This window comes from Corynebacterium sp. Z-1 (genome assembly GCF_031844665.1).
Classification (GTDB): Bacteria; Actinomycetota; Actinomycetes; order Mycobacteriales; family Mycobacteriaceae; genus Corynebacterium; species Corynebacterium sanguinis.
This window is the reverse complement of record NZ_CP134621.1, coordinates 1,371,446-1,397,211: the sequence shown is the minus strand read 5'-3', so window position 1 is coordinate 1,397,211 and position 25,766 is coordinate 1,371,446. Positions and strand designations below refer to the sequence as shown.

At 65.5% G+C, this 25,766-nt stretch carries 24 protein-coding genes and 1 riboswitch; of the genes, 7 read left to right on the top strand and 17 right to left on the bottom strand.

Annotation, left to right across the window (positions count from 1 at the left end):
- Positions 1-255: 255 nt before the first annotated feature.
- The 3 genes from RIU96_RS06885 to dapD are packed head-to-tail and all read left to right on the top strand — an operon-like array spanning position 256 to position 4,072.
- A complete protein-coding gene (locus RIU96_RS06885; protein ID WP_258562508.1) occupies positions 256-1,704 on the top strand; it encodes an amino acid permease in 1,449 nt (482 codons plus the stop codon).
- Positions 1,694-3,052: an amino acid permease gene (locus tag RIU96_RS06880; RefSeq protein WP_144689696.1), complete on the top strand. Its 1,359-nt coding sequence runs from the start codon at positions 1,694-1,696 to the stop codon at positions 3,050-3,052. The genes RIU96_RS06885 and RIU96_RS06880 overlap by 11 nt, the downstream gene beginning before the upstream one ends.
- A gap of 36 nt (positions 3,053-3,088) precedes the next feature.
- Entirely contained in the window at positions 3,089-4,072 is a 984-nt protein-coding gene (dapD, locus tag RIU96_RS06875) for a 2,3,4,5-tetrahydropyridine-2,6-dicarboxylate N-succinyltransferase (protein WP_311204798.1), read from the top strand.
- Between the two features lie 10 nt (positions 4,073-4,082).
- Here the strand turns inward: dapD and RIU96_RS06870 are convergent, their stop codons facing one another.
- The 8 genes from RIU96_RS06870 to typA all read right to left on the bottom strand — a co-directional run bounded on the left by RIU96_RS06870 (position 4,083) and on the right by typA (position 11,684).
- Positions 4,083-4,619: a GtrA family protein gene (locus RIU96_RS06870; RefSeq protein WP_144778866.1), complete on the bottom strand. Its 537-nt coding sequence runs from the start codon at positions 4,617-4,619 to the stop codon at positions 4,083-4,085.
- Entirely contained in the window at positions 4,620-5,717 is a 1,098-nt protein-coding gene (gene dapC / locus RIU96_RS06865) for a succinyldiaminopimelate transaminase (RefSeq protein ID WP_259787566.1), read from the bottom strand.
- 4 nt (positions 5,718-5,721) lie between these two features.
- Positions 5,722-6,042, bottom strand: coding sequence for a ferredoxin (fdxA, locus tag RIU96_RS06860; protein ID WP_136652729.1), 321 nt, complete (start codon positions 6,040-6,042; stop codon positions 5,722-5,724).
- Positions 6,043-6,058: 16 nt separating this feature from the next.
- A complete protein-coding gene (locus RIU96_RS06855; RefSeq protein WP_136652728.1) occupies positions 6,059-6,433 on the bottom strand; it encodes a hypothetical protein in 375 nt (124 codons plus the stop codon).
- Entirely contained in the window at positions 6,430-7,305 is an 876-nt protein-coding gene (gene mshB / locus RIU96_RS06850; RefSeq protein ID WP_136652727.1) for an N-acetyl-1-D-myo-inositol-2-amino-2-deoxy-alpha-D-glucopyranoside deacetylase, read from the bottom strand. The genes RIU96_RS06855 and mshB overlap by 4 nt, the downstream gene beginning before the upstream one ends.
- Before the next feature lie 71 nt (positions 7,306-7,376).
- Positions 7,377-7,772: a hypothetical protein gene (locus RIU96_RS06845; protein WP_136652726.1), complete on the bottom strand. Its 396-nt coding sequence runs from the start codon at positions 7,770-7,772 to the stop codon at positions 7,377-7,379.
- 332 nt (positions 7,773-8,104) lie between these two features.
- On the bottom strand, positions 8,105-9,739 hold the full coding sequence (locus RIU96_RS06840) for an ABC transporter family substrate-binding protein (RefSeq protein WP_136652725.1): 1,635 nt from the start codon (positions 9,737-9,739) through the stop codon (positions 8,105-8,107).
- Between the two features lie 28 nt (positions 9,740-9,767).
- Positions 9,768-11,684, bottom strand: coding sequence for a translational GTPase TypA (gene typA / locus RIU96_RS06835; protein WP_311204797.1), 1,917 nt, complete (start codon positions 11,682-11,684; stop codon positions 9,768-9,770).
- Positions 11,685-11,845: 161 nt separating this feature from the next.
- Between typA and RIU96_RS06830 the strand changes: the two genes are divergently transcribed.
- Complete coding sequence (locus RIU96_RS06830) at positions 11,846-12,550, top strand: Rv1157c family protein (RefSeq protein ID WP_144741873.1); 705 nt, start codon at positions 11,846-11,848, stop codon at positions 12,548-12,550.
- Between the two features lie 3 nt (positions 12,551-12,553).
- Positions 12,554-13,090, top strand: a complete 537-nt coding sequence (locus RIU96_RS06825; RefSeq protein WP_144318469.1) for a ribonuclease FAU-1 family protein — start codon at positions 12,554-12,556, stop codon at positions 13,088-13,090.
- Here the strand turns inward: RIU96_RS06825 and RIU96_RS06820 are convergent.
- The 9 genes from RIU96_RS06820 to RIU96_RS06780 all read right to left on the bottom strand — a co-directional run bounded on the left by RIU96_RS06820 (position 13,087) and on the right by RIU96_RS06780 (position 22,399).
- Positions 13,087-13,557 (bottom strand): nucleoside/nucleotide kinase family protein, encoded by a 471-nt coding sequence (locus RIU96_RS06820; protein WP_259792990.1) that lies wholly within the window; start codon positions 13,555-13,557, stop codon positions 13,087-13,089. The genes RIU96_RS06825 and RIU96_RS06820 overlap by 4 nt on opposite strands.
- On the bottom strand, positions 13,554-14,318 hold the full coding sequence (locus RIU96_RS06815) for an energy-coupling factor transporter transmembrane component T family protein (protein ID WP_144318471.1): 765 nt from the start codon (positions 14,316-14,318) through the stop codon (positions 13,554-13,556). The genes RIU96_RS06820 and RIU96_RS06815 overlap by 4 nt, the downstream gene beginning before the upstream one ends.
- Positions 14,315-15,640 (bottom strand): ABC transporter ATP-binding protein, encoded by a 1,326-nt coding sequence (locus RIU96_RS06810; RefSeq protein WP_311204796.1) that lies wholly within the window; start codon positions 15,638-15,640, stop codon positions 14,315-14,317. The genes RIU96_RS06815 and RIU96_RS06810 overlap by 4 nt, the downstream gene beginning before the upstream one ends.
- A 4-nt stretch (positions 15,641-15,644) precedes the next feature.
- Positions 15,645-16,259 carry an ECF transporter S component gene (locus RIU96_RS06805; RefSeq protein WP_144778871.1) on the bottom strand — a complete coding sequence of 205 codons (615 nt, stop codon included), beginning with the start codon at positions 16,257-16,259 and terminating at the stop codon, positions 15,645-15,647.
- Positions 16,256-16,380: riboswitch (TPP riboswitch) on the bottom strand. It overlaps the preceding gene by 4 nt.
- 170 nt (positions 16,381-16,550) lie before the next feature.
- The gene (locus RIU96_RS06800) at positions 16,551-18,257 is read right to left on the bottom strand and encodes a dipeptide ABC transporter ATP-binding protein (RefSeq protein WP_311204795.1); all 1,707 of its coding nucleotides are present in this window, start codon (positions 18,255-18,257) and stop codon (positions 16,551-16,553) included.
- On the bottom strand, positions 18,254-19,219 hold the full coding sequence (locus tag RIU96_RS06795) for an ABC transporter permease (RefSeq protein ID WP_144318475.1): 966 nt from the start codon (positions 19,217-19,219) through the stop codon (positions 18,254-18,256). The genes RIU96_RS06800 and RIU96_RS06795 overlap by 4 nt, the downstream gene beginning before the upstream one ends.
- Positions 19,212-20,138, bottom strand: coding sequence for an ABC transporter permease (locus tag RIU96_RS06790; protein ID WP_144741864.1), 927 nt, complete (start codon positions 20,136-20,138; stop codon positions 19,212-19,214). Before RIU96_RS06790 ends, RIU96_RS06795 begins: the two co-directional genes overlap by 8 nt.
- A 121-nt stretch (positions 20,139-20,259) precedes the next feature.
- A complete protein-coding gene (locus RIU96_RS06785) occupies positions 20,260-21,834 on the bottom strand; it encodes a peptide ABC transporter substrate-binding protein (protein WP_375544592.1) in 1,575 nt (524 codons plus the stop codon).
- A 232-nt stretch (positions 21,835-22,066) separates the two neighbouring features.
- On the bottom strand, positions 22,067-22,399 hold the full coding sequence (locus RIU96_RS06780; RefSeq protein ID WP_144318478.1) for a DUF2218 domain-containing protein: 333 nt from the start codon (positions 22,397-22,399) through the stop codon (positions 22,067-22,069).
- A gap of 88 nt (positions 22,400-22,487) precedes the next feature.
- Here RIU96_RS06780 and RIU96_RS06775 point away from each other — a divergent pair, with 88 nt between their 5' ends.
- Together RIU96_RS06775 and RIU96_RS06770 are read left to right on the top strand one after the other, a co-directional pair.
- Positions 22,488-23,417 (top strand): DUF808 domain-containing protein, encoded by a 930-nt coding sequence (locus tag RIU96_RS06775; protein WP_259801204.1) that lies wholly within the window; start codon positions 22,488-22,490, stop codon positions 23,415-23,417.
- Positions 23,414-25,762, top strand: coding sequence for an ATP-binding cassette domain-containing protein (locus RIU96_RS06770; RefSeq protein ID WP_259898332.1), 2,349 nt, complete (start codon positions 23,414-23,416; stop codon positions 25,760-25,762). Before RIU96_RS06775 ends, RIU96_RS06770 begins: the two co-directional genes overlap by 4 nt.
- Positions 25,763-25,766: the final 4 nt, after the last annotated feature.

Sequence of the window (25,766 nt, the reverse complement as noted above, 5' to 3'; positions counted from 1 at the left end):
CCACCCAAGATGTCACAGTCAACCCAACCCAACGAACCCCGACCTGCGGTTTTACACCGCACAGCCGCCTCACCGTGACATTCCACCACCCAAGATGTCACGGTCAACCCAACCCACCGATCCCCGACCAGGGCTTTCACACCCCGCAACCCAACGACCCAGACATCCCACCGCAGAAGACACCCCAAACCCACACCACGAAAAACCCACCCCCTGCGCTCTCAATTCACCGACGCCCGGTTTATTCTAAAGCGCATGTCCCACACCATTTCGCCGCCCGAACCGGCGGCCCCGCGCGACCCAGGTGCCTCCACCGGGTTGCGTCGCGGGTTGAAAACCCGTCATCTGACCATGATGGGCCTCGGCTCGGCGATCGGCGCCGGGTTGTTCCTAGGCACCGGTGTCGGTATTCAAGCCGCCGGACCAGCCGTAGTCATTGCTTATATGATTGCCGGTGCCATCACCGTGTGCATCATGCAGATGCTCGCCGAAATGGTCGCGGCGCGACCGTCGTCGGGCACGTTTTCCACCTACGCCGAGCAGGCCTTCGGCGCGTGGGCCGGCTTCGCCGTCGGCTGGCTGTACTGGTTCATGATGATCATGATCATGGCGGTGGAAATCACCGGCGCGTCCCGGATCGTCGCCGGCTGGTTCGGCGTCTCCCCGTGGATCCCCGCCTTGGTCGCCATCGTGTTCTTCACCGTGATTAACTTCGCGGCGGTGCGCAAGTTCGGCGAGTTCGAGTTCTGGTTCGCCCTGATCAAGGTCGCGGTGATTATCGCCTTCCTCGCCCTCGGCGTCGCACTGTGGCTAGGCCTGTTGCCCGCAAGCGGATTCGTCGGCTTCGACAACATCGCCGAGGTCGGGTTCATGCCCAACGGCTTCGGCGGTGTTGCCACTGCCCTGCTCGCCGTGGCGTTCGCCTTCGGCGGCATCGAGATGGTCACCATCGCCGCGGCGGAGTCCGAGGACCCGGAGGTCGCCGTCCACTCCGCGATCCGCTCGATTATGTGGCGCATCGGTGTCTTCTACATTGGCTCCGTCGTCCTGATCACCCTGCTGCTGCCCTACTCCGAGATCGGTGGCGCGGACGTCGCCGCCGAGTCGCCCTTTACCGCCGTGTTGCAGCTGGCGAACATCCCCGGCGCCGTCGGAATCATGGAGGCGGTGATCGTCGTCGCGCTGCTCTCGGCCTGCAACACGCAGATCTACGGCTCCTCGCGTTTCCTGCACAACCTCGCACACCGCTGCGACGCCCCCGTGTTCTTCCAGGCCACAGACTCGCGCGGCGTGCCCATGCGCGCCGTCGTGTTGTCGGTGTTCTTCGGCTTCGTCGCCGTGGCCCTGCAGTACTGGAACCCGCCGGGTCTGCTGCCGTTTCTGCTCAACGCGGTCGGCGGCTGCCTGATCGTTTTGTGGTTCGCCATCGCGTTTTCCTTCCTGCGCCTCCACCCGCGCCTAGTGGCATCCGGCGAGATCACGCACGTGCGCATGTGGGCGCCGCGCGTGCTGCCGTGGGCCACCATCGCGCTTGCCGCCGGCATCGTCGCACTGATGCTCACCACCGCGGAGGGCCGCTTCCAGATGTTCGCGGTGGTGGTCGTCGTCGGCGTCGTCACCATCGCCGGGCTGGTCTGGACACACACTGACACGTTCAAACAGCGCACCGCGCTGCACACCGAGAGGACCCACCTTGAGCACTAAACACACCCCCGCCTCTACCAGCAACCCCGCGCTGGGCACCGGGTTGAAGCCCCGCCACCTGACGCTGATGGGCCTGGGCATGGCCGTCGGCGCCGGACTGTTCCTGGGCGTCGGCGCGGGCATCAACGCGGCCGGCCCCGCGATCCTGCTTGCCTACATCGTCGCCGGCGCGATCGTCGTGGCGGTCATGCGCATGCTCGGCGAGATGGCGGCGGCGCATCCCTCCCCTGGTTCCTTCGCCACCTACGGCAGATTGGCGTTTGGCAACTGGGCCGGCTTCCTGCTCGGTTGGCTGTACTGGTTCCTACTGATCATGGTCGGCGGCGCGGAAATCACGGGCGCGGCAGCGATCATGTCGCAGTGGTTCGGCGTTCCGCAGTGGGTCCCCGCCTTAGTCACCGTGCTGATCTTCACCGCGATCAACCTCGCCCAGGTCAGGGGCTTCGGCGAGTTTGAGTACTGGTTCGCGATGATCAAAATCGTCGTCATCGTCGGCTTCCTGATCATCGGCACGGCACTGTTCCTCGGCCTGTTGCCCGGCACAAACTTCGTCGGCTTCGACAACATTGCCGAGTCCGGGTTCGCGCCGAATGGCATCGCCGGCATCGCCGCGGGCCTGCTCGCCGTCGCCTTCGCGTTCGGCGGCATCGAGGTGGTCACCATCGCCGCGGCCGAGTCGAAGAACCCGGCGGCTGCCGTGAAGAAGGCGGTCACCTCGATCATTTGGCGCATCGGCCTGTTCTACATCGGCTCGGTCGTCATCATCATTTTACTGCTGCCGTACTCGCGTATCGACGACGCCCAGTCCGCCGCCGAATCCCCCTTCACCCAGGTCCTCGCCCTGGCGAACATCCCCGGCGCCGTCGGCTTCATGGAGGCCGTAATCGTGCTGGCGCTGCTCTCCGCATTCAACGCGCAGATTTACGGCACCTCGCGCATGGCATACCAGCAGGCCCTCGACGGCGACGCTCCCGCATGGCTGCGCCGCACCAACGACCAGGGCGTGCCGATTAACTCGGTGCTGGTCTCAGTGTTCTTCGCCTTCCTCTCCGTCGGCCTGCAGTGGTGGAACCCGCCGGGGCTGCTCACCTTCCTGATGACCGCGGTCGGCGGCTGCCTCATCGTCATCTGGGTCATGATCTCCCTGAGCTACATGCGGCTGCGCGACCGCCTCAGTGGCGACGACATCGCCCGCGCGCCCAGCTGGCTCGCACCCGTGACGCTCGTTGCGCTCGTCGGCATCGTCGCACTGATGCTTTTCGACGCCTCCGCGCGCAACCAGATCCTCGCCGTGCTTGCCCTTTCCGCGGTGCTCGTTGGCATCTCCGCACTCACCCGACGGGCCTGACGGGTTTGGCACACACCATGATCTAAGGTGTCATGCATGACTAACTCCACCACTGTGTCTGCGCGCGCCCGTGGCATCGCCACCGTCACCCACAACGGAACCGTTCTCGATGTTTGGTACCCCGCCCCCAAGCTGGGCGAGCCGGTGGAGAACACCGGCACGGTGCGTATCGACGAGTCGGACGCACGTTTCGCCCACCTGGTAGGCGCTGACGAGGACCGCGGCGTGGCGCGCGTCCAGGTTGAGACCTCGATCGCCGACATCTCCGAGCCCGCCGTCGACGCTTACGACGTCTACCTGCGCCTGCACCTGCTGTCCCACCGCCTTGTCGCTCCCCACGGCGCGAACATGGACGGTGTCTTCGGCCTGCTGGCCAACGTCGTGTGGACCAACTACGGCCCCTGCGAAGGCTCCGACTTCCAGCTCACCCGCTCCCGCCTCGCGGCGAAGGGCCCCGTCGTCGTTCTCTCCGTGGATAAGTTCCCCCGCATGGTCGACTACGTCGTACCGTCCGGCGTGCGCATCGGTGACGCCGACCGCGTCCGCCTCGGCGCCCACCTGGCCGAGGGCACGACCGTCATGCACGAGGGCTTCGTCAACTTCAACGCCGGCACGCTCGGCGCCTCCATGGTCGAGGGCCGCATCTCCGCGGGCGTGACCGTGGGCGACGGCACCGACATCGGCGGCGGCGCCTCCATCATGGGCACCCTGTCTGGCGGCGGCAAGGAAACGATCACCCTCGGCCAGCGCTGCCTGCTCGGCGCGAACGCCGGCGTGGGCATCTCGCTTGGCGACGACTGCATCGTCGAGGCCGGCCTCTACGTCACCGCGGGCACCCTTGTAAAGGTCACCGGCGACGTCGCGTCGGCGTACGGCTACACCGACGGCGCCGAGATCAAGGCGATTGAGCTTTCCGGCAAGAGCGGCATCCTGTTCCGCCGCAACTCCCTGACCGGCGCCGTCGAGGCGCTGCGGGCGAAGGGTGTCGAGCTCAACACCGAGCTCCACGACAACAACTAGAGCCCAGCTCTTAGATGCCGGCGATTTTCGGCTTGCGAAACGCCCAGTACTTGTTCACCAGGAAGTTCACCGGCATCGCGATGAGCGTCGAGATGGCCTGCGCCCAGTACGACTTGGTGCGCAGGCCGGTGGAGTCGTCGAAAATGTGATCCGGCAGCGCGATCGGCGAGGTCGGGTTCATTAGCAGCGTCATGAACGTCAGCGAGACGACAAACGCGAGCGCGCCCGTGGTCAAAAACGGGAAGAACCCGGCGAACCAGTTGCGCTTCGGGATGTGCTTGAACGTCCACGAACGGTTGAGCTGGTAGTTCCAAATGTTGGCCACCACGAACGCGGCCGTGGAGAGCACGTGGTAGTAGCGGATGTTAAAGCGCGTGCCAAAGAGGTTGAGAAACGCGTCGGCCTCGTGAATGCCGAAACCCAGCTCGAGCGTCTTCTTGAACACGTAGAACGCGACCAGGTTCACGGCGAGGCCGGAGCCGCCGACGAGCCCGAACTTCACAAACTCCCTGATGCCCGCGCGCAGGCGTACCGCGGTGCTGGGCATCTAGGACACCAAACGCGACGCGGCAGCGGCGATCCGCTCGTCTGTGGCGGTCAGGGCGACGCGCACGTGGTTGGCCCCCGCCGGGCCGTAGAAGTCGCCGGGGGCGGCCAGAATACCGCGCTGCGCTAGCCAGTCGAGGCTGTCGCGCGAGGTCGCGCCTTCGCGCCGCGCCCAGAGGTAGAGCCCGGCCTCGGAGTGGTCGATGCTGAACCCGGCGTTGGTCAGGGCGTCGCTAAGCACCGCGCGGCGCTTGGCGTAGATGAGGCGCTGGAGCTGCTCGTGCTCGTCGTCGACAAGCGCGGCGATCATCGCGTGCTGGATGGGGCCGGGCACCATCAGGCCGGCGTGCTTGCGCGCGAGCAGCAGCTCTTGGATGAGCGCCTCGTCGCCGGCGAGGAAACCCGCGCGGTAGGAGGCGAGGTTGGACGTCTTCGACAGCGAGTGGATCGCGATCAGGTTGGTGTTGTCGCCGTCGGTGACGCGCGGGTCGAGCAGAGACACCGGCTCGGCGGACCAGGCCAAGCCCAGGTAGCACTCGTCGGAGGCGATGATCGCGTGCGTGTCGCGGGCGTACTGCACCCACGCGCGCAGCTCGTCGATGCTGCGCACCTGACCCGACGGGTTCGACGGGGAGTTAATGAACACCAGCTCGGCGCCTGCGGCGTCCTCGGGCGAATCCGCGCGCACCACGCGGCAACCCGCGATGAGCGCTCCGACCTCGTAGGTCGGGTACGCGACCTCGGGGATCGCTACGGTTGACTCGCTAAATCCCAGTGTCGTGGGCAGCCACGCGATGGCTTCTTTGGTGCCCACCACCGGCAGCACCGAGTCGGGCCCGAGGCCGGCTGCGTTGTAGCGGCGCGTTAGGGCGTCGACAATCGCCTGGCGCAGCTCGGGGGTGCCGACGGTCTGCGGGTAGCCGGGCTCGGCGGCGTTTTCGGCGAGCGCGAGCTGGATCGACGGGCTTACCGGGTCGACGGGCGTGCCCACGGACAGGTCCACGATGCCGTCAGGATGCGCTGCGGCGCGCTCCTTGACGTCGGCAATCGTGTCCCACGGGAAATCGGGCAGCTTCGAGCCCAGCGGTGTGCGCGGCATATTATTACTGGTTCTGGGGCGGCAGTGCGGCGACAAACGGGTGGTCGAAGTCCTGGGGGCCAAGCTTCATGGCGCCGCCCGGGGAGCCGAGGTCGTCGAAGAACGCGACGTTAGCGTCGTAGTAGTCGGCCCACTCCTCGGGGGTGTCGTCTTCGTAGAAGATGGCTTCCACCGGGCAGGCGGGCTCGCAGGCGCCGCAGTCGACGCACTCGTCCGGGTGGATGTAGAGCATGCGCTTGCCTTCGTAGATGCAGTCGACGGGGCACTCCTCCACGCAGGAGCGGTCCAGCACGTCGACACACGGCTGAGCAATGATGTAAGTCATGCCCGTCATTATGTCACTACCGTTTCAAAACGGGCCACACGCCTCCGGCCAGTCCGGCAAACATCAGGACAACAGTGAGAATATTATTAGGCACCAACATTGTTCCGCTCGCGGGTAGCACCGCCAGCAAAATCAGGAAGACCCCCACCCACACCGCCAGCGGGATAAGAGCAATCGCGCGTATCGACGCCCACAGCAACGCCGTCCTCGTCAGCACCGCGTTAAACAGGAACGCGACGACGATGCTCATCGGCAACGGCACCCCGAAAACCGTCGCGCCGAGGTAGACTACCTCGAGCAGGACTGAGACGGCCGCGCCGATGCACAGCCAGACAATCCCCCACACCGCCTCGCCGCGGCTGAAGTTGTCGCGGACGACTGTCTCGCTCACTTGTCCAGCCCGCTGAGCAGACCCGCCCTGTGCTCAATCGGGGTGTAGGCGCCGAATTTATAGTGCTCGCGGCGCAGCACAGCCTGGGCGGTGAGGTTGGAGAGCGCGTAGGCGGTGACCGGGCCGGCCGCGACGGCGGAGTGCGGGTTGGTCACGGAGGCGTACCCGTCCCCGATCCACACCTGAGTCGCGTGCGCCCGCATCGCCTCAACCTTGGCGGTGTAGACGAGGTCGTTTAGATCCACCCACGTGTCGCAGGCATCGACCGCATCGAGCTCGCCCGGCGCGGCCGCCGTCCACCCGTGCGGCACCGTCGTGGGCAGGTTCGCCTCGAGCTCCTCGCGCAACCGCACGACCCACAGGATGCGCCCCACGCCCCCGACGCGCTCGGCGGCGGCGTGGGTGATCTCGTGGGCGCGGATGTGATCCGGGTGGCCGTAGCCACCATCGGGGCCGTAGGTGAGCACAAGGTGTGGTCGCTCCGCGGTGAAGATGTCGGCGAGATCAGCCACCGCGGCATCGCCAGAGTTGACGAAGGCCCGCGGGTGCTCGCTCGACAACGCGCCCGCCATGCCGCTGTCGCGGTAGCGGCCAGCGCCGCCTAAGAACTGCTGGCGCACCCCCAGGATCTCGCACGCCCTGGCGAGCTCGCCGATGCGGAATCCGCCAAGCTGGTCGGCTTGATCGGCCACGAGGTAGCGGTAGGTGTCTCCGATAACTTCGCCCTCCTCGCCGAGGGTGCAAGTGACAACGAGGACGTCCGCACCGCGGGAGGCGAGGTCAGCGAGGGCGCCTCCCGTGGAAATCGCCTCGTCGTCCGGGTGGGCGTGCACCGCCACTACCCTGTAGCCTGCCAAGTCACGCTGCGCCATGGGTGAACTCCTTTTAGTGTTTCGTCAAGCGTTGACACCAGCGTAATAGGCTTGCGTGCGGGTTAAGGATGCTAGCGCGAGTTTAGAGCCTGCTCGCGTGCCCGGTCTCGTGCTTTCGTTCGACGAACTGCCTGCTGAATCTGTTCCATGATCGGCTGATAATCTCTGTGCTGCGGGCCGTTGGGTAATTCGAGACCCAGATTCCGCCTCCTCTCGAACAGTCTCTCCGCCAGTACCTGGAAGCGAATCGGTTCGTCGATCCACAGCTCCTTCATCATGTCCGTCGCGTCCCGGCTCGGAACGAGGTCCGAAAAGGCCTTCCACCACCCCTCCGGGTCCTGGAGTGCCTTCAGGTGCGGGTTGTCCTCCTCGTCATTGTCCAACAGCCGCTGCACGATCTCCTGCGTCATCGGTTCCAGATACGCCCCCATCACCAGATCGGTCGCCAGCTGCTTCGCCTGGTCCACGAACTTCCCCCCTCTGCACGCCGTCCGGCCAGAGCCCCGTCTGCTCGTGGTAATCGTCGACCGCCCTATTGAGCAGGCTGTTCCACTGCCCCTCCCACTCGGTTGCTATCTGCTGGTAGAGCGAGTCCACGTGCTCGGGCGTCGCCGTCGGGTCGTAGGCCATCAACGTCGCGCGGACGTCCGACTTGTAAAACATTGCTGGGTTCCTCTCCTCGCACTTCAATGCTGTGTCAGCAATGCTACGAAGCGCTCAGACACGGCAAGGGTGCTCGAGCTCGAGTGTGGGAACACAGTTGTGAAAAGCCACGTGTGCGGCCAGCCTACACCGGCCCCTATTCAGGCTCCTGCGCCGGCGCCGCACCGGTCGGGCCGACGCGCCAGCCTGCTGCACTGGACAAGCCGTCCTCCCGCAGCATCACCTCGGGGTCGGTGCCCACGATGCCGCTGCCGAGGACGATGATCCGCCGCTCGTGCAGCAGAGGCACCCACACGGCCTGGCCCGTGAGCACCTCGTCGACCTTGTCGCGCGCGTCCGCCAGCGTGTAAGCGCCAGCGAGGATGTCTCCTGCCAGCTCGTCGGTCTCCGGGCTGCACAGCCCTGCGAGGTTGCCGGAGCGGTAGTCCTGCGGCGGGCAGGCGACACGGCTTGCGGCGTCGTTAAGGTTCGCGGCGGCGGGTTCCCAGTGGACGAACACGTCAACCGAGCCCGAGGGCAGGCCGGTGGACACGACGCTCAAGGTGTCGGTGGACACCACCCGCGCCTGAACCCCACGTTGGACCAGCAGGTCCGCCAAGGAGCGGGCGGCGGCAGAGGCCTCCGGGTCGGCAGCGTCGGCGGCGATGCGCAGCGAACGGTTTTCGCTCACGCGCGCCGGCAGCACGGTCGGTCCTTCGTCTGTCGGCAGCTCGTGGTCGGCGACGACGAGCTCGGAGGAGCGCCCAGCGGCCAGGCGCGCGAGCAGGGGGACGTCGACAAGCGAGCGCAGCTCTTTGCGCGCGTCCTCGCTGGACAGAAGCGGCGAGGTGGTGGACAGGGTCAGGCCGAGGGTGCGTGGGCCGTCGACAAGCCGGGTTTGGGTGCCGGGGATGAGCTCGAAGACCTCGCGCGTGGTCTCTTCTGGGATTTTGTCCACGAAGCCGAGCTGGCCGGAGCGCAGCTGGTCGGCGATCTGGGTCGTGTCGCGCACGGCGTTGATGGTGAGCACGTCGACGCGCGCGGGGTTGTCACCCCAGAACCTGTCGTTGCGGTTGAGCGTGATTGTCCCGCGGCCCCGATCAACCGACTGCAGCATGAACCGCCCGCCGGACGCGGGCAACCCGTCGTGTGCCGCGGTAGCGAAGTCGGACGCGTCGGCGGCAAGCAGGTGCGAGGGCAAAAGGTAGTTGAACAGCGACTGCCAGTCCTCCACGCGCGTGGAAAAGTCCACGTCAACGGTCTTGCCGGCGGGCCCGGACACGCGCACGTTAGAAACCGCGAGGTAGCCCGCCGGATCGATCGCACCGGCGGTGGTGGACATGCCTCGCCACAGGTACGCGAAGTCGGCGCCGGTCAGCGGCGTCCCGTCAGACCACTGCGCCTCCGGGTTGATCACGTAGCGCACCGTCATCGCCGCCGGCGAGGTCGCGCGCACCGCGGCGCCAACGACCACGTCATTGTTTAGCGCGCCGTCGAGGTAGGCGCTGGGCAGCGCCAGATCACCGATGAATTGCACGACCGAGGAGTCGTCGGAAAGCAAATGCGGGTTGAGCCCGCCGCGCAGCGGTTCCGCGCCGACCTGGATCTCGGTGCGTTCCGGGCGCGCTTCCGTGGGCGTCGTTGTGGTCGTGGCCGACTGGTCGAGCCGATCCAGTTCCTCCTGCTGCACCAGCGGCGGCGGGCCCGGGTCCGCGGCGCAGGCGGGCAGCGCCAGCGCCAGCAGCGCGGCGCCGGCCACCGCGGTGAGACGGGGCGTTGAGAAGAACTGCACGCGAGCCAAACCTTTAAGCGAGGTCGACCTACTTATTCAACTGCTTCGCGCGCGAGCGCGCGCGCCCACGCTCGGTGGCGTTGAGGATGATCTTGCGCACGCGCATCGCGTTCGGGGCAACCTCGACGCACTCGTCATCGTCACAGAACTCAATCGCCTCATCCAGCGACAGGGTACGCGCCTTGGCCAAGGTGACCGTCGCGTCCGCGGTGGCGGAGCGCATGTTTGTCAGCTTCTTTTCCTTGGTGATGTTGATGTCCATATCCTCGTCGCGCGAGTTGGCGCCGACGACCATGCCCTCGTAAGCCTCTGCACCCGGCTCGACGAAGAAGTCGCCGCGGTCGGCCAACTGCATCAGCGCGTACGCGGTGACCTGGCCAGAGCGGTCGGCGACCAGCGAGCCGGTCGGGCGGCCCTTGATCTCGCCGGCCCACGGGCGGTGCTCGATGGAGTAGGAGTTGGCGATTCCCGCACCGCGGGTTTCGGTCAGGAAGGTGGTGCGGAAGCCGATCAGGCCGCGGGACGGGATATCGAACTCCATGCGGACCCAGTCGCCGGAACCGGTGTTGGACATGCCCGTCATCTGGCCCTTGCGGTTCGCCATAAGCTGGGTCACCGCGCCCTGGTACTCGGTGGGAGTGTCGATGATCACGTGGTCGAAGGGCTCGTGGACCTTGCCGTCGATCTCCTTCGTCACCACCTGCGGCTTGCCCACGGTCAGCTCGAAGCCCTCGCGACGCATGGTCTCGATGAGCACGGTCAGCGCCATCTCACCGCGGCCCTGCACCTCCCACGCGTCGGGGCGCTCGGTGGGCAGGACGCGGATGGAGACGTTACCGATCAGTTCCTGGTCCAGGCGCGCCTTGACCATCCGGGCGGTGAGCTTGTCGCCGCCGCCGCGGCCAGCCAGCGGGGAGGTGTTCACGCCGATGGTCATGGAGATAGCCGGGTCGTCGACCTTGATGCGCGGCAGCGGGACGACGTTCTCGGGGTCGGTCAGGGTGTCGCCGATCATGATCTCGTCGATGCCGGACACAGCGGCGATGTCGCCCGCGACGACCTCGCCGGTCGCCGGGATGCGCTCGAGGCCCTGGGTGATCAGCAGCTCGGCGATCTTGACGTTCTTGACGTGCTGGTTGCCGTCGGCGTCGTAGTGCACCCAGGCCACGGTTTGGCCCTTCTTCACCGAGCCGGCGTAGACGCGGATCAGCGCGATACGGCCGAGGAAGGACGAAGAGTCCAGGTTGGTCACCTGCGCCTGGAACGGCGCGTCGATGTCCGCCGAGGGCTCGGGCAGGGTGTCGTAGATGACGTCGAAAAGCGGCTGCAGGTCGTCGTTGTCGGGCAGCTCGCCGTTGCCCGGGTTGTTCAGCGAGGCGCGGCCTGCGCGACCCGAGGTGTAGAGCACGGGCAGCTCAAGCAGGTTCTCGGCGGCATCGGCGGCGTCGGGATCTTCCAAGCCAGCGCCGAGCTCGAGCAGGAGGTCCTGGGCTTCGTCGACGACCTCGTCGATACGCGCGTCGGGGCGGTCCGTCTTGTTCACGCAGATGATGACGGGCTTTTTCGCCTCCAGGGCCTTGCCCAGGACGAAGCGGGTCTGGGGCAGCGGCCCCTCGGAGGCGTCGATAAGCAGCACGACGCCGTCGACCATGGACAGGCCGCGCTCGACCTCGCCACCGAAGTCGGCGTGGCCCGGGGTATCGATGACGTTGATGACGAGGTCGCGCCCGTCCTTGCCCGCGCCCGCGCGGCGGATGGAGGTATTTTTGGCCAAAATCGTGATTCCGCGCTCGGACTCGAGCTCGCCGGAATCCATCACCCGATCTCCGTGTTCACCGTGGTCGGCGAAGACGCCGGACTGCTCCAACATCGCGTTGACTAGGGTGGTCTTGCCGTGGTCAACGTGCGCGACGATAGCGACGTTGCGGAATTCAGGATGCGACACTGAGCCGGTGCTCCTTTAGAAATAGGGGTAAAGAACCCCTCAAACCCTACTCGCATTGCCTATTCAATGCATTCTTACCACTTGACTACCGCCATGATGTGATTATTGTGATTAGAGTAAATTTCCCTTTTATTAAATTCCCTCACAAAAGGACCCGCGCTGTGCCTGCCCCCGCTTTCGCTTCTCGACGCCGCCACCGCCACGCGTCCGCCGCAGCCGCCGCGCTGCTGGCCCTGACCGCCACGTTCGCCGCGCCCGCCGCCCAGGCGGCCGAGATGTCCGCGCTGCCCGACGCCTCGCGCTACATCGACGACCTCGGCCGCCCCACCCCGCTCGCGGTGGCGAAGGTCAACGAGTTCGCCAGCCAGCCGTTTGTCCCCGCCGAGGCCGCGGACGCCCTGCGCGCGGCCGTGTCCTTCTTCGCGGGCACCGGCGAGATCGGCGGACCGCCGCTGCCCTCTGACGCGCCGACGTTTGCCCAGTTCATCTGGCCGACGGTGTCGCTGGACTGCATCGGCGAAGGACTCCACTCGACCGCCTCCGCCATCGCGGTGCCCGGCCCCGCGGAGATTCCGACCCCCGGAGCCGGCCCGGGACAGGCCGCGTTCGTCTTCACCGCGCTGGGCACCCCTCCGGCCGCCACGGACCAGGGGCTGTTAAACGCATACTGGATCAACCTCGACACCCTGCGCACCGGTGTAACACCACTGGTGAACAACGGAATAAACCCGTTAGGACCGGCCACCCTGTCCGGGACCGCCGATACAGGTTCAGGCCGGGTTCTCGCAGTCGTCGGAGGAAGTGTCCGCACCTCCACCAACGTCTGCGCTTTCGCCCCGACCGCAGCTAGTTTCCATGTGAGGTAGATCATGAGCGCCGACCTCCACCCGGTGAAGCAGGAGACCTTCGATATCGCATCCAAGACGAACACGGACCCGAAGGGATTTCTGCGCGAGGTGGACACGTTCAAGGTCACCGAATTCGGCCTGTACATGGCGCGCGGCGCGAATCACCCTGAGTTCGGCTACCTGGAAAGCTGGCTGCTGCCCGATCTCGGGCTGCGCGCCAACATCTTCCACTTTCGCGAGGGCTCGGAGCGCGAGCAGGACTTCTACTTCGACGTGGCCCACATCGCCGTCGACGGCGCGGTGTGGGCCACCCGCGACCTCTACGTGGACCTGGTCTCGCTAACCGGTAACCCGATTGACGTGCTCGATATCGACGAGCTCGCCGCCGCGACCTCCGCGGGCTTGATCACGGCCGAGGAAGCCGAGAAAGCTATCGACGTCACGCTCAACGCTGTCGAGGGCATCACGCGCCACGACGACGACGCCATGCAGTGGTTGCGCACTCTTGGCATGGACCTGACGTGGGCCGATAACGTCGAACTTACACCGGCGATTTAGTCCACCCACACAGTGACATCGACAGGCGGCTTCTCCAGAGCTTCTTCCTGGGCTGCCCACATGTCCCAGTACTGGGCGAAATCCTCGTCGCGTGAGAGCGCGCGGGCCTTCCTCGTCGCGTCGTCTGCCACAATACGCAGCGTGTCCACATCCCCCAGCCTGCGCGCGGCGCATAGCGACGCACCCGTTACCGCACCGACACCCTCGACGATGAGGTCCTCGCCCGGGTTGAGCGGCACCCACTCGCCGCACGTCTGGCGCTGCCAGTCCCACCGCCAGTAACCCGGCCTGGTTGGGTGCAGCACGTCGTCGGCGACCATGCGCGCACCCTCAGCCAGGCCGCCCCAGCCGGGGTAAAAGTCGTCGAGGTGCACGACCCTGATGCCAAGACGCTCGCCGATCAGTACGGCGAGGGTGGTCTTCCCGGCGCCGGAAGGGCCGTCGATGAGCAGCGTGTAGCGTGTCACGAAATCGACACCGCCCACACGGGGCGAAGGTGCCCCGTGTACCACGCGATCGCGAGGCTGAGCAGCGCCGCACCGAGACAGGCCGCCATGACGAGGCCGTCGCGTGCGTTAAGCGTCGATACGCGCGCGTGCGTGCGCGGACCGGAGCCAAAGCCGCGAGCCTCCATCGCCGTGGCGAGCTTGCCGGCGCGGCGCAGTGACATGACCAGCACGCCGAAGGCCAGCGAGAACAGGTGGCGGATGCGGCCGGTGTCGGCGACGCCGCGCGCCCGGCGCGACATCCGCATCGCGTCGAGGTCCTCGCGCAGCAGCGTGAGCATGCGCAGCGCGGCGACTGCGCCGATGACGAAGCGCTCCGGGAGTCTGAGCACCTGCGCCAGGCCGTCGCCGAGGTCGGTTGGGTCCACCTCGGCGGACAGCACGACCACGGGCAGCGCCACCGCCAGCACCCTCACGCCCGCCGCGAGCGCCAAGCTCAGCGACAGCTCCGTGACGTTGATCAGCCCCCAGGAGAAGTACACCTCTCCCCCGCTGCGGCCGTACAGCGCCATGGGAATCCCGGCGATCGGCGCGATGAGAAGCAGCGGCCAGGCGCGGCGGAGCAGCCTGGGCCAGGAAACCCCGCAAAACGGCGCAGCGGCGACCGTGAGCGCGACCGTCACCGCGGCGGAGACGACGTCGAGGGTGAGCATCAGCGGCGTGGTGAGAAGGGCCAGTGCGAGAATGCGGGTCACCGGGTTGACGGTTTTGAGCACGTTCACCGCGCCACCGCCTCGAGCGCGAGCACGGCGTCACCGAGCGAAGCCATGAATGCCTCATCGTGGGTGATCGACACCACGGTGATGCCCTCCTCGGTCAGTTCCCGGATAAGAGCGACGAGCTCGGCGAACGTCGTGTCGTCCTGGCCGAAGGTCGGCTCGTCCAAAAACACCAGCCGCGGTGCGTTGACCAGCGCCGTCGCCACCGACAGCCGGCGCTTCTCGCCGCCCGATAGGGTAAACGGGTTGGCGTCGACGAGGTGCTCGAGGCGCAGGCGCGCAAGCAGCGTATCGACGCGCTGCGCCGGCGCGCCGGTCAGTGCCATTTCACGGCGCACCGTGGGTGTGACAAACTGATGCTCAGGTTCCTGAAAGACGTAGCCGATTCGCTGCGACAAGTGCGTCGACGACCACGTGTGGGAGGGTTTTGTCAGCCCCTGCGCGATGTCCTCGCTGTAGGCCACTGTCCCCTCACGTGGTGCCGTCAAACCCGCCAGGGCCAGCGCCAGGGTGGTCTTGCCTGTGCCGTTTTCACCCGTGATCACCGTGGAGTAGCCCTGTGCAATCGCCAGGTCGTGCCGCGGGCCAAACCGGGTGCGCAGCCCGCTGGCGCGCACCGCCGTGGCACATCCCTCAGGGATCGTTTTCGCTGGCGGTAGCTGCGGGGTGGGGGCGAGCTCGGACTCACCGATGCGGTGCAGCCCCGCTTCATCAAGACGGTAGTAGGTCTCCACCACGGCACTCCACGGCGCCGGGCGATGCTCCACGACCACCAGCGTTGCGCCTGTTTGCGCGCAGACCTTATCGACAGCGCGAATAATCTCGTCGCGGCCCTTCGGGTCCAGGTTCGCGGTCGGCTCATCGAGGATGATGATATCCGCGCCCATCGCCAACACCCCCGCCAGCGCGAGGCGTTGCTTCTGCCCTCCCGAAAGCCGCGCCGTGCTGTGATCGAGCTCCACGTCGAGGCCCACCGCATCAAGCGCCCAGCGCACGCGGGGCCAGATTTGCGCGACGGGCACCGCGATGTTTTCAGCGCCGAAGGCGACGTCGTCACCGACGCGAGACAAAATCGTCTGCGACTCCGGATCCTGCATGACCATGCCCACGGTCCCGTCGACCGTGACCGACCCCATGGAGTGGCCGTCATCGCCATCGGCTGCGAGACCGGCGATCACGGCCAGCAGCGTCGACTTGCCTGAGCCCGAATTGCCGGAGATCAGGATCCGCTCGCCTCGCTCGACTGTCAGGTCCACGCCCGCAAACGCGGGCTCGGCGCGTGTCGCGTGCTTGTAGCCCAGCTCGCGCGCGAGAATCGCGGCCATTGCGTTACGACGCCGGCGTCGCGAAACGTTCCCGGCCAGGGCCGAAGCGATCCAGTGCCCCGGTCTGCGCGAGGGCGCGCACCAGCATCCACCCGAGCACCCCGGCAAGCAGAGCTCCGGAAATGGCGGTGCACAGGAGGTAGATCAGGTTGAACGACAGGCTCATCGCGAGGTTGGCGGCGGTAAACAACTCAAGCAGGAACGCGCCGATGCCGGCACCAACGCCGGCGAGCACGGATGTGGTCAGGGAGAAGCGTCGGTAAGCGAATGCGGCGAAGACGAGCTCGGCACCGATGCCCTGGGCGAGACCTGAGTAGATGGTTTCAATGCCCCACTGGCTGCCCAGCACCGCCGACACGCACGCGGCGAGCACCTCCACAAAAATCGCCGCCCCCGGCTTGCGAATCACCAGCCCGCCAATGATACCGCCGAGGAACCAGACGCCGTTGAACAACCCCCCGAGGCCCGGGGTGAGCGCGTCCATCGCGGTAAAACCCGCGTAACCGACGGTGTTCCACACCCAGAAAATGAGGCCGCATGCCACGCCGAGCACGGCCGCGGTAACAATATCGATGACGCGCCACTGAAGGCGCGAGGATGCACGTGAAGTACTGACCATGTAAAACTCTTCTTCCTTTCGCCGGCATTACCCGGATCAGGTTCGACGGTTCGCAGCGGTCATCGCGCCGCCGCGTCTCAGCCCCCTCGCAGTGATGAAGGGAGCACCCGTGTGTATGCGGTTGTGGGAGTTACTGTACTAGATGTCGCGCGGATGCAGGAACTGGGTCGGCGGGGGTGTGGGCGCCGCCCTGAGACACCCACGGCGCTTGGAGCCCCGGCCGATTTCGAAAATCTCAGCGCGCCCAACCTGCCAAAACCAGGTCAAGAATGCGCTGAGGTCGTCCGCGCCCTACTTCACCTCGATGCCCAGGTTCTCCCCTGTGCCCAGCTCGATACCGAGACCAGGCACGGAATCGATGAGGTTTTTGGTGTAGTCGTCGACCGGGTGGTCGAAGATCGTATCCGCGGTGCCCTGCTCCACCACGGCACCCTGGCGCATGACCACAACATCGTCGGCGGTTTGCCGCACCACCGCCAGGTCGTGGGTGATGAACAGGTAGCTCAACCCCAGCTCGTCCTGCAGGCTGGTCAGCAGTTGCAGGATTTGGTTTTGGACGAGCACGTCGAGCGCGGAGACCGCCTCGTCGAGCACAATGACCTCGGGCCCAAGCGCGAGCGCACGCGCGATCGCGATGCGCTGGCGCTGACCGCCCGAAAGCTCGTTCGGGTAGCGGCGCATCGCGGAGCGCGGCATCTGAACCATGTCGAGCAGCTCGGCGACGCGCTCCTCGCGCTGCTTGCGGTTGCCCACCTTGTGCAACTTGAGTGGCTCCTCAATGCATCGGTAGATCGAATACATCGGGTCGAGCGAACCGTACGGGTTTTGGAACACCACCTGCATCTTGCGTCGCATCGCGAAAAGCTCGTTGCCCTTCAGCGACGACACGTCGCGGCCCTCGAACTCCACCGAGCCACTCGTGGGCTCGAGCAGAGAGAGCACCATGTTGGCAACAGTGGATTTGCCCGAACCGGACTCGCCCACCAGCGCCAGCGTGGAACCGCGGCGCAGGTTGAAGGAGACATCATCGACCGCGCGCAGCAGCTTCTTGTCCCCGCGCGCACCACGAACGTCGAACTCCTTGACCAGGTTTTTCACCGCGACGACAACCTCATCGCTGCTCTTCCCGCTGGTCAGCGCCTCCGAGGTGTGCAAGCCCTTAGCCTTCGCGGACTGGATGCGTGCCGACGCCAAGGACGGCGCCGCCTTGACCAGCCGCTGCGTGTAGGCGTGCTGCGGGTTGCGCAGAATCTGCAGGCTCGGGCCCTTTTCCACGATGCGGCCGCGGTGCATCACCACGAGAAAATCGGCGCGCTCCGCGGCAAGGCCCAGATCGTGCGTGATGAACAACAGTGCCGTGCCCAGCTCCTGGGTGAGACCCTTGAGGTGGTCCAGAATCTTTTTCTGCACGGTCACGTCGAGCGCGGAAGTCGGCTCGTCGGCGATGAGCAGCTTCGGCCGCGACGCAAGACCGATCGCGATCAGGGCGCGCTGGCGCATGCCACCGGAGAACTCGTGCGGGTACTGCTTCGCACGGCGTTCCGCATCAGGTAGACCAGCTTCCTCGAGCAGCTCGACAACGCGCTCGTGGCGCTTCGATCCCTCGACGACGTTGTTGGCGCGCAGGGACTCCTCAACTTGGGTGCCAATGCGCCACACCGGGTTGAGGTTGCTCATCGGGTCCTGCGGCACCAGACCGATCTGGCGGCCGCGCACCTCCTGCCAGCCCTTTTCGTCGAGGCCGGCGAGCTCGTTGCCGTCGAACGTGATGGAGCCAGCCGTGACCTCGCCGGTTCCCGGCAAAAGGCCCAGAATCGACATCGCCGCAGTCGACTTGCCAGAGCCCGACTCGCCAACGATCGCCACGGACTGGCCCGGGTAGATCGTCAGATCGAAATCGCGGACGGCCTCGACGGTGCCGGTCGAGGACTCGAAGGCGATCTTGAGCCCACTGATGTCCAACAACGGTTGCTCGGTCGGTGTCACCGTGGAACTCATCGGGTCCTCGCCTTCGGGTCAAGGGCGTCGCGCACGGCGTCACCCATCATGATGAAGCTCAGCACTGTCAGAGCGAGAGCAATAGCCGGGTAGAACAGCACCATGGGCTGAGTACGTAGCGACGCCTGCGCCGCCGAAATGTCGCCGCCCCACGACACCACGGTCGTCGGCAAGCCAATGCCCAAAAACGACAGCGTGGCTTCAGCGACGATGAACGTGCCCAGCGCCACCGTGGCATAAACGATGATCGGCGCGGCCGCGTTCGGCATGATGTGCGATGAGATGATCCGCACGTCCGAGGCTCCCAGGGCACGCGCCGCGGTGACGAACTCGTCGTTTTTGACGCCCAGCACCGCTCCGCGGGTGATGCGGGCGATTTGCGTCCAGCCGAACATGGCGAGCGCAAGGACAACCATCCAGATGGAGCGGCGGTCTTGGAACATCGACATCACGACAATCGCGGCGAGCACGAGCGGAACCGCGAAGAAGATGTCGGTGATGCGCGAAAGGATCGTATCCCAGATCCCGCCGTAGAAACCGGCGATCGCGCCCACTAGTGAACCGACGAGCGTGACAATGAGGGTGGTGAGCACGCCCACGGTCACCGACGCGCGGGCACCGTAGATGGTGCGGGAGTAGATGTCACAACCCTGACGGTCGAAACCGAACGGGTGGCCCGCCTCCGGCCCGCCCAGCGAGCGCGACAGCATGCATTCGCGCGGGTCGACACTGGTGAAAAGGCTCGGGACAAGTGCCATGGCCAGCGCCACAAGAATCAAGAGGGCGGAGACCCAAAACAGCGGGCGGCGGCGCAGGTAGCGCCAGGCTTCACCCCACTGGCTCGACGGGGCGGAGTCATCTGGCACCGCATCGACGGCACCGAGCCCGGTCTCGTCGGTGTCCGCGATGAAGTATTCCTGCCCGCGGCGCAGGCGGGCGTCGACAAGCTTTGGCTTATGCATAGCGGATCCTTGGGTCTAAAACGGCGTAGAGGAGATCGACAATGAGGTTGGCGATGATGTAGACGATCACCAGCACTGTAGTAAACGACACCACGGTCGCGGGCTCGCCCTTGATAATCGCCTGGTAGATGGTGCCACCCACGCCGTTGATCCCGAAGATGCCCTCCGTGACAATCGCGCCACCCATCAGCGCGCCGAGGTCGGCACCCAGGAAAGTGACCACCGGAATGAGGGAGTTGCGCAACACGTGGCGGTTCATCACCTGGCCGTTGCTCAAGCCCTTGGCCCGGGCGGTGCGCACATAATCCGCGCGCAGGTTTTCGCTGACTGACTGGCGCGTCAGCCTGATCACGTAGGCAAACGACAAGGCACCAAGCACCACCGCCGGCATCAATAGCGCGGTAAACGATTCGTTGCGGCCCACCGTTACAGGCAGCAGCTGCCACTGCACGCCCACGACGTACTGCAGGACGAAGCCGATCACGAAGGACGGGACGGCGATGACGAACAGGGACACGAGCAGGATCGTGGAGTCGAAGATGCCGCCGCGGCGCACACCCGCGATGACGCCGAAAATGATGCCAAACACGGCCTCGAAGACGAGCGCCATGAGTGCGAGCTTGATGGTCACCGGGAAAGCGTTGGCCATCACTGAGGACACGGGCTGGCCCGAAAACGTCGTGCCGAAGTCGCCGGTGAAAATGCCCTTGATGTAGAGCAGGTATTGCACAATGAACGGTTGGTCGAGGTTGTACTCGGCCTCAATGCGTGCGCGCGCCGCCTCGGTCAGGCCGCGGTCGCCGCCGAGGGCCTGAACTGGATCACCGGGCATCAAAAACACCAGCGCGTACAGCAGCAGCGTCGCGCCGAAGAACACCGGGATCATCTGGAGAAGGCGTCGCCCAATATATCGCAGCATTTCTCGCGGGCCCTCCTTGTCTTGAAGATGAAATTTGCGGGTAGGTGAATACTATAAAACGGCGAAATGCCACCACCCCGCAAGCCGAGCGCAAGCGGGGTGGTGGGCTATCACTGGGGTGTTACTGCTTAGTGATCTCGTGGTAGACCGGCTGGGACTTCCAGGAGAAGGTCACATTGTCGACGTTCTCGGAGGATCCGCCTGTCACGTTGGAGTACCACAGGGGGATCGCCGGGAGATCTTCCAGAAGAATTTCCTGCGCCTCGTTGTAGATCGGGGTTGCGCTCTCAATGTCGCCGGAGTTGGCAGCATCCTTGAGCAACTGGTCGAACTTCGCGTTGGAGTAGTCACCGTCGTTGGAGCCAGCGCCGGTGCCGTACAGCGGGCCGAGGAAGTTGCCCAGCGAGGGGTAGTCGGCCTGCCAGCCGGTACGGAACGCGCCGGTGATAGTGCGGTTGGTCACGTCGTCGCGCAGGGACTTGAAGTCCGGGTAGGCGTTGCCCACCGCGTCGATGCCAAGCGTGTTGCGGATCGAGTTGGCCACGGCGTCGACCCAGGCCTGGTGGCCTCCGTCAGCGTTGTAGGAGATGCTGAACTGGCCGTTAAACGGCGAGATCGCGTCCGCCTCAGCCCACAGGCGCTTCGCCTCCTCCGGGTCGTAGGTGAGCACCTCGGAGCCATCCAGGCTGTCGGAGTGGCCCGGGATCACAGGGGAGGTGAAGTCGGTCGCCGGAGTGCGCGTGCCCTGGAAGATCGTGTCGGTGATCTCCTCACGGTTGATCGCGCGCGACAGCGCGGCGCGGCGCAGCTTGCCCTCCTCGCCGGAGAAGTGCTCAAGCTTCTCCGGAATGGTGAAGGACTGGAACACAGCAGCAGGCTGGTTCACAGCACGCTCACTGAGCTCGTCCTGGAAGGTGGCGAAGGCGGAGTCCGGAACGGCGTCGAGCACATCCAGGTTGCCGGCGAGCAGGTCGGCGTAGGCCGCGTCCTGCTGAGCGTAAAACACAAAGTTCACACCGTCGTTCTGCGCGGCGCGATCACCGGTGTACTCCTCGTTCGGGACGATCGTGGCGTCTTGGTTGTGGTTCCACTCGGCCAGCTTGTAGGGTCCGTTGGAGATCGGGTTTTCACCGTAGGCGTCGATGTTGTCGTACGCGCTCGGGTGCATCGGGTAGTAGGCGGAGTAGCCCAGTCGGGAGACGAAGTCGGCTTCCGGCTGGTTCAGCTCGATGGTGAACGTCTTGTCGTCGACGACCTCGAGGCCCTCCATCTCGGCCTTGCCCTCTTCGTAGCCCAGGATTGGCTCGAAGAAGTAAGCGCTCAGAAGGGCGTTCTCGACGGTGTAGTTCCACGCCTTAACAAAATCTTCGGCGGTGACCGGGGAGCCGTCGGACCACTTGATGTCGTCCTTGAGCGTTACGCGGTAGGTCTTGTCCCCCTCAAGATCGATGGATTCAGCGAGCTCGTTATGCGCGTTGCCTTCCCCGTCGTAATACACGAGGCCGGAGAAGATGTTTTCCACGATGCGGCCGCCGCCGGTCTCGTTGGTGTTGCCCGGAATCAGCGGGTTCTGTGGCTCGCTGCCGTTAGCGAGGACGTAGTTGTCACCGCCGCCACCCTGAGCGTTGTTTGAGCCGGAGCCCGATTCTGAACCGCAGGCAGCGAGGCCGAGCGCGAGTGCGCTGGCTGCTGCCACGGAGGTTACTTTCTTAAATCGCAAAGCGAATCTCCTTTATCTTCGACCGACTGCACAACGCTTCGCTCCACCGAGTTCTCCAGGTGCACCATGTACTCCAGATCACCCGCAAGCGAATTGCGAATATTTCATCACAAAAATTGGATTTTTAATACAAAGTTAGATTTTCTCTGCAAAGTTTCTGCATTTTCGCTGGTGACAGGCGGCGCGCTCCACGAAGTTTACCCCCCGTTCACCCCCGCTTTCCCTCCCCCGTGCGCACCCACGTCACTACAAGCCCATCAGTTTCTCCAAAGCGCTCGAGGTGCTTGCCGACAATCTCCTCAGCCTGGTCGATATTCTCAGACGGCGCCTCCATGGCAAGCACCAGCACGTTGTCCCCGCACAACATGTCGCAGGTGCCCACCGGGACGCCGTCGCGCGGTGGGAAAATGAGCTGGCCGCGGCCGGTATCCGGGTCGAAGGCAGTCTCGATTTTCCGGCCGAGGTGGCTGGCCAGTTGTTTCGCGTAGCGTGCGGGCCTTTCCGTGGCGACACGCGCCGTGGATGTCACTAGATCAGACATGACCACACCTTACCCACCGCACGGCGCTATGCGGTGCACTAAGATTTCCATGTCTAACGCTCTCACCCTTACCTGAAAGGGGCACACCATGGCCGGTGGCCTACTCGCGCTGCTTGACGACGTCGCCCTGATCGCCCGCACCGCCGCCTCATCCGCCGACGATGTCGCCGCAATGACCGCCAAGACCTCCGCCAAGGCCGCCGGAGTGGTGATCGACGACGCCGCAGTGACCCCGCAGTACGTGCGCGACGTCACCCCGGCGCGCGAGCTGCCGATGATCTGGCGCATTGCGAAGGGCTCGTTCCGCAACAAGCTGCTCTTCATCCTCCCGATCGCACTGCTGCTCAACGCCATCGCCCCGTGGGCGCTGGTGCCGATCCTCATGATCGGCGGCGCCTACCTCTGCTTCGAGGGCGCGGAGAAGATCCTGCACAAGTTCTTCTCCTCACACGACACCCACGAGAACGCCCAGGGCACCGAGAAGGACGAAAAGGACGAAGACGCCCTGGTCTCGGGCGCAATCCGCACGGACCTGATCCTCTCGGCCGAGATCATGATTATCGCCCTCGACGAGGTCAAGGACGAGCCGATCTGGATGGAGGCGGTGGTCCTCGCCTCAGTGGGCATCTTTATTACCCTCGCGGTCTACGGCGCGGTGGCCCTGCTGGTCAAGATCGACGACATCGGCCTCGGCATGATCCGCCGCGGCAATGCTGTGGGCTTCGGCCGCGCGCTGGTTCAGGCCATGCCGTACGTGCTCAGCGCGATCGGCATAATCGGCACGGTCGCCATGCTGTGGGTCGGCGGCCACCTCATTATCCGCGGTCTCGACGAGGTGTTCGGCCTGCACTGGCTGCACGACATCATCGTCTCCGGCCAGGAAGCCGTCGGTGGCGGCGTCGCAGGCTGGTTCGTTGACACAGGCGTCTCCCTCATCGTCGGCCTGATCACGGGTCTTCTCGTCGCCGGCGTCGTCACGCTGGTGAAGAAGATGCTGCCTGCCAAGCCGAGCCGATGAGTGACACGCGCGCGGCGGACTACTACGAGTTCATCCGCGTCGTCGGGGCGCACGAGAATAACCTCAAAAACGTCTCCCTCGACATCCCGAAACGGCGCCTGACCGTGTTCGCGGGCGTATCCGGCTCCGGCAAGTCCTCGCTGGTCTTCGACACCATCGCCGCCGAATCGCGCCGGCTGATCAACGAGACCTACTCCACATTTATCCAAGGCTTCATGCCGTCGATGGCGCGCCCCGACGTCGACCGCCTCGAGGGTCTGACCACGGCGATCATCGTAGATCAAAACCAGCTCGGCACGAACGCGCGCTCCACCGTCGGAACCGCGACCGACGCGACCGCCATGCTGCGCGTGCTGTTCTCCCGCATCGCGCAACCCAACGCGGGCGGCCCCGGCGCCTACTCCTTCAACGTCCCCTCCGTCAGCGCCGGGGGCGTGCTTACCGACGCCCGCGGCAACAAAAAGGTCCTCAAAGATTACAAGCGCACCGGCGGAATGTGCCCCGACTGCGAAGGCACGGGGCGTGCTTCGGTCCTGGACGTTGACGAGGTCGTCGACAAGCAGAAATCGCTCGATGAGGGCGCGGTGACGGTGCCCGGGTACAAGCCCGGGTCGTGGCAGCTGCGTCACTTCTCGGACTCCGGCTTCTTCCCCACCGACCGGCCCGTCGGCGAATTCACCGACGAGCAGCTGCACACTTTGTTGTACGCCGAGCCGCGCAAGGTGGACTTCCTGGGCATCAACACCACCTACGAGGGGTTGATACCGAAGCTGAGCAAGTCCCTGCTGACCAAGGAAAAGGAGGGAATGCAAAAGGCGATGCGCGAGTTCGTCGAGCGCGCCGTCACCACCGCGCCGTGCCCCGCCTGCGGTGGCACGCGTCTTGCCGACCACGCACGTGAGTCGCGCATCCGCGGCAAGAACATCGCTGAGCTGTGCGCGATGGAAGTCGCCGACCTCGCCGCATGGTTCGCTCAGCTTGACGACGCCTCCGCGGCTCCGCTTACCTCCGCGATACGCGAAACGCTGGCCCACTTCGTCACCATCGGGCTCGGCTACATCACCCTCGACCGCCCGACGTCGACGCTGTCCGGCGGCGAGGCGCAGCGCATAAAAATGATCCGCCACCTCGGCTCCGCGCTAACGGATGTGACCTACGTCTTCGACGAGCCCACCGCCGGGCTGCACCCCGACGACATCGAGCGGATGAACACCTTGCTTCTGCAGCTGCGCGACAAGGGCAACACAGTGCTCGTGGTTGAACACAAGCCGCAGACTATCGAGATCGCCGACCACGTCGTCGAGCTGGGCCCCGGGGCGGGTGCCGCGGGTGGAGAGGTGGTGTTTGAGGGGGGCGTCGATACGCTCAAGTGCTCTGACACCATCACCGGCCGCCACCTGCACAAGCGCTACCGGCTCAAGCCGGACGCGGAGTGCCGGGCGGGCGACGGCACACTCGAGATCCGCGGCGCGAGCGAGAACAACCTGGTGGGTGTGGACACCAACATCCCGCGCGGGACGCTGACCGTGATCACCGGCGTGGCGGGTTCCGGCAAGTCCTCGCTCGTGCGCGCGATCCCGCTTGATGATTCCGCCGTGTGGGTGGACCAGGCTTCGATTAGCGGCTCGCGCCGATCGAATCCCGCGACCTACACCGGCGCGCTGGACCCGATCCGCAAGGCGTTTGCCAAGCACAACGGGGTGAAACCCGCCCTATTTTCGCCGAATTCCGAAGGCGCCTGCGCCAACTGCAAGGGGGCCGGCGTCGTCTACGTCGACCTGGGCATGATGCAGGGCGTCGACATCACGTGCGACGTGTGCGAGGGCAAGCGCTTCGACGACGCCGTGCTCGTGCACACCTTCGGCGGGCTCAACATCGCCGAGGTGCTGGACATGCCCGCCGTGCGTGCCGCGGAGTTCTTCACCGAGAACAAGGTCCCGGCAGCCGCGCGCATCGCCGGCCACCTCGTCGACGTGGGCCTGGGCTACCTCACGCTCGGCCAGCCGCTGACCACCCTGTCCGGCGGCGAGCGCCAGCGCCTGAAACTCGCGAGCCATCTGTCGGACAAGGCGACGATGTTCGTTCTCGACGAGCCGACCACAGGGCTGCACGTCGCCGACTCGGCCGCGCTGGTTGACCTCTTCGACCGGCTTGTCGACGCCGGCGCGACCGTCATCGTCATCGAGCACAACCCCGCCGTGATTGCGCGCGCCGACTACATCATTGACCTCGGCCCGGGCGCGGGCTCCGCTGGCGGCCGCATCGTCGCCCACGGCACCCCGAGCGCTGTCGCCGCGAACCCCGACTCGCTTACCGGGGTGTACCTGCGAAGGTTCTCAAGTTAGCCAA

Excerpts from the sequence above, each read along its gene's own strand:
- RIU96_RS06885 (WP_258562508.1), top strand. The coding sequence starts at position 256 with ATGTCCCACACCATTTCGCCGCCCGAACCGGCGGCCCCGCGCGACCCA.
- dapD (WP_311204798.1), top strand. The coding sequence starts at position 3,089 with ATGACTAACTCCACCACTGTGTCTGCGCGCGCCCGTGGCATCGCCACC.
- RIU96_RS06870 (WP_144778866.1), bottom strand. The coding sequence starts at position 4,619 with ATGCCCAGCACCGCGGTACGCCTGCGCGCGGGCATCAGGGAGTTTGTG.
- dapC (WP_259787566.1), bottom strand. The coding sequence starts at position 5,717 with ATGCCGCGCACACCGCTGGGCTCGAAGCTGCCCGATTTCCCGTGGGAC.
- fdxA (WP_136652729.1), bottom strand. The coding sequence starts at position 6,042 with ATGACTTACATCATTGCTCAGCCGTGTGTCGACGTGCTGGACCGCTCC.
- mshB (WP_136652727.1), bottom strand. The coding sequence starts at position 7,305 with ATGGCGCAGCGTGACTTGGCAGGCTACAGGGTAGTGGCGGTGCACGCC.
- RIU96_RS06825 (WP_144318469.1), top strand. The coding sequence starts at position 12,554 with ATGAGCGCCGACCTCCACCCGGTGAAGCAGGAGACCTTCGATATCGCA.
- RIU96_RS06810 (WP_311204796.1), bottom strand. The coding sequence starts at position 15,640 with ATGGCCGCGATTCTCGCGCGCGAGCTGGGCTACAAGCACGCGACACGC.
- RIU96_RS06805 (WP_144778871.1), bottom strand. The coding sequence starts at position 16,259 with ATGGTCAGTACTTCACGTGCATCCTCGCGCCTTCAGTGGCGCGTCATC.
- RIU96_RS06800 (WP_311204795.1), bottom strand. The coding sequence starts at position 18,257 with ATGAGTTCCACGGTGACACCGACCGAGCAACCGTTGTTGGACATCAGT.
- RIU96_RS06795 (WP_144318475.1), bottom strand. The coding sequence starts at position 19,219 with ATGCATAAGCCAAAGCTTGTCGACGCCCGCCTGCGCCGCGGGCAGGAA.
- RIU96_RS06790 (WP_144741864.1), bottom strand. The coding sequence starts at position 20,138 with ATGCTGCGATATATTGGGCGACGCCTTCTCCAGATGATCCCGGTGTTC.
- RIU96_RS06780 (WP_144318478.1), bottom strand. The coding sequence starts at position 22,399 with ATGTCTGATCTAGTGACATCCACGGCGCGTGTCGCCACGGAAAGGCCC.
- RIU96_RS06775 (WP_259801204.1), top strand. The coding sequence starts at position 22,488 with ATGGCCGGTGGCCTACTCGCGCTGCTTGACGACGTCGCCCTGATCGCC.
- RIU96_RS06770 (WP_259898332.1), top strand. The coding sequence starts at position 23,414 with ATGAGTGACACGCGCGCGGCGGACTACTACGAGTTCATCCGCGTCGTC.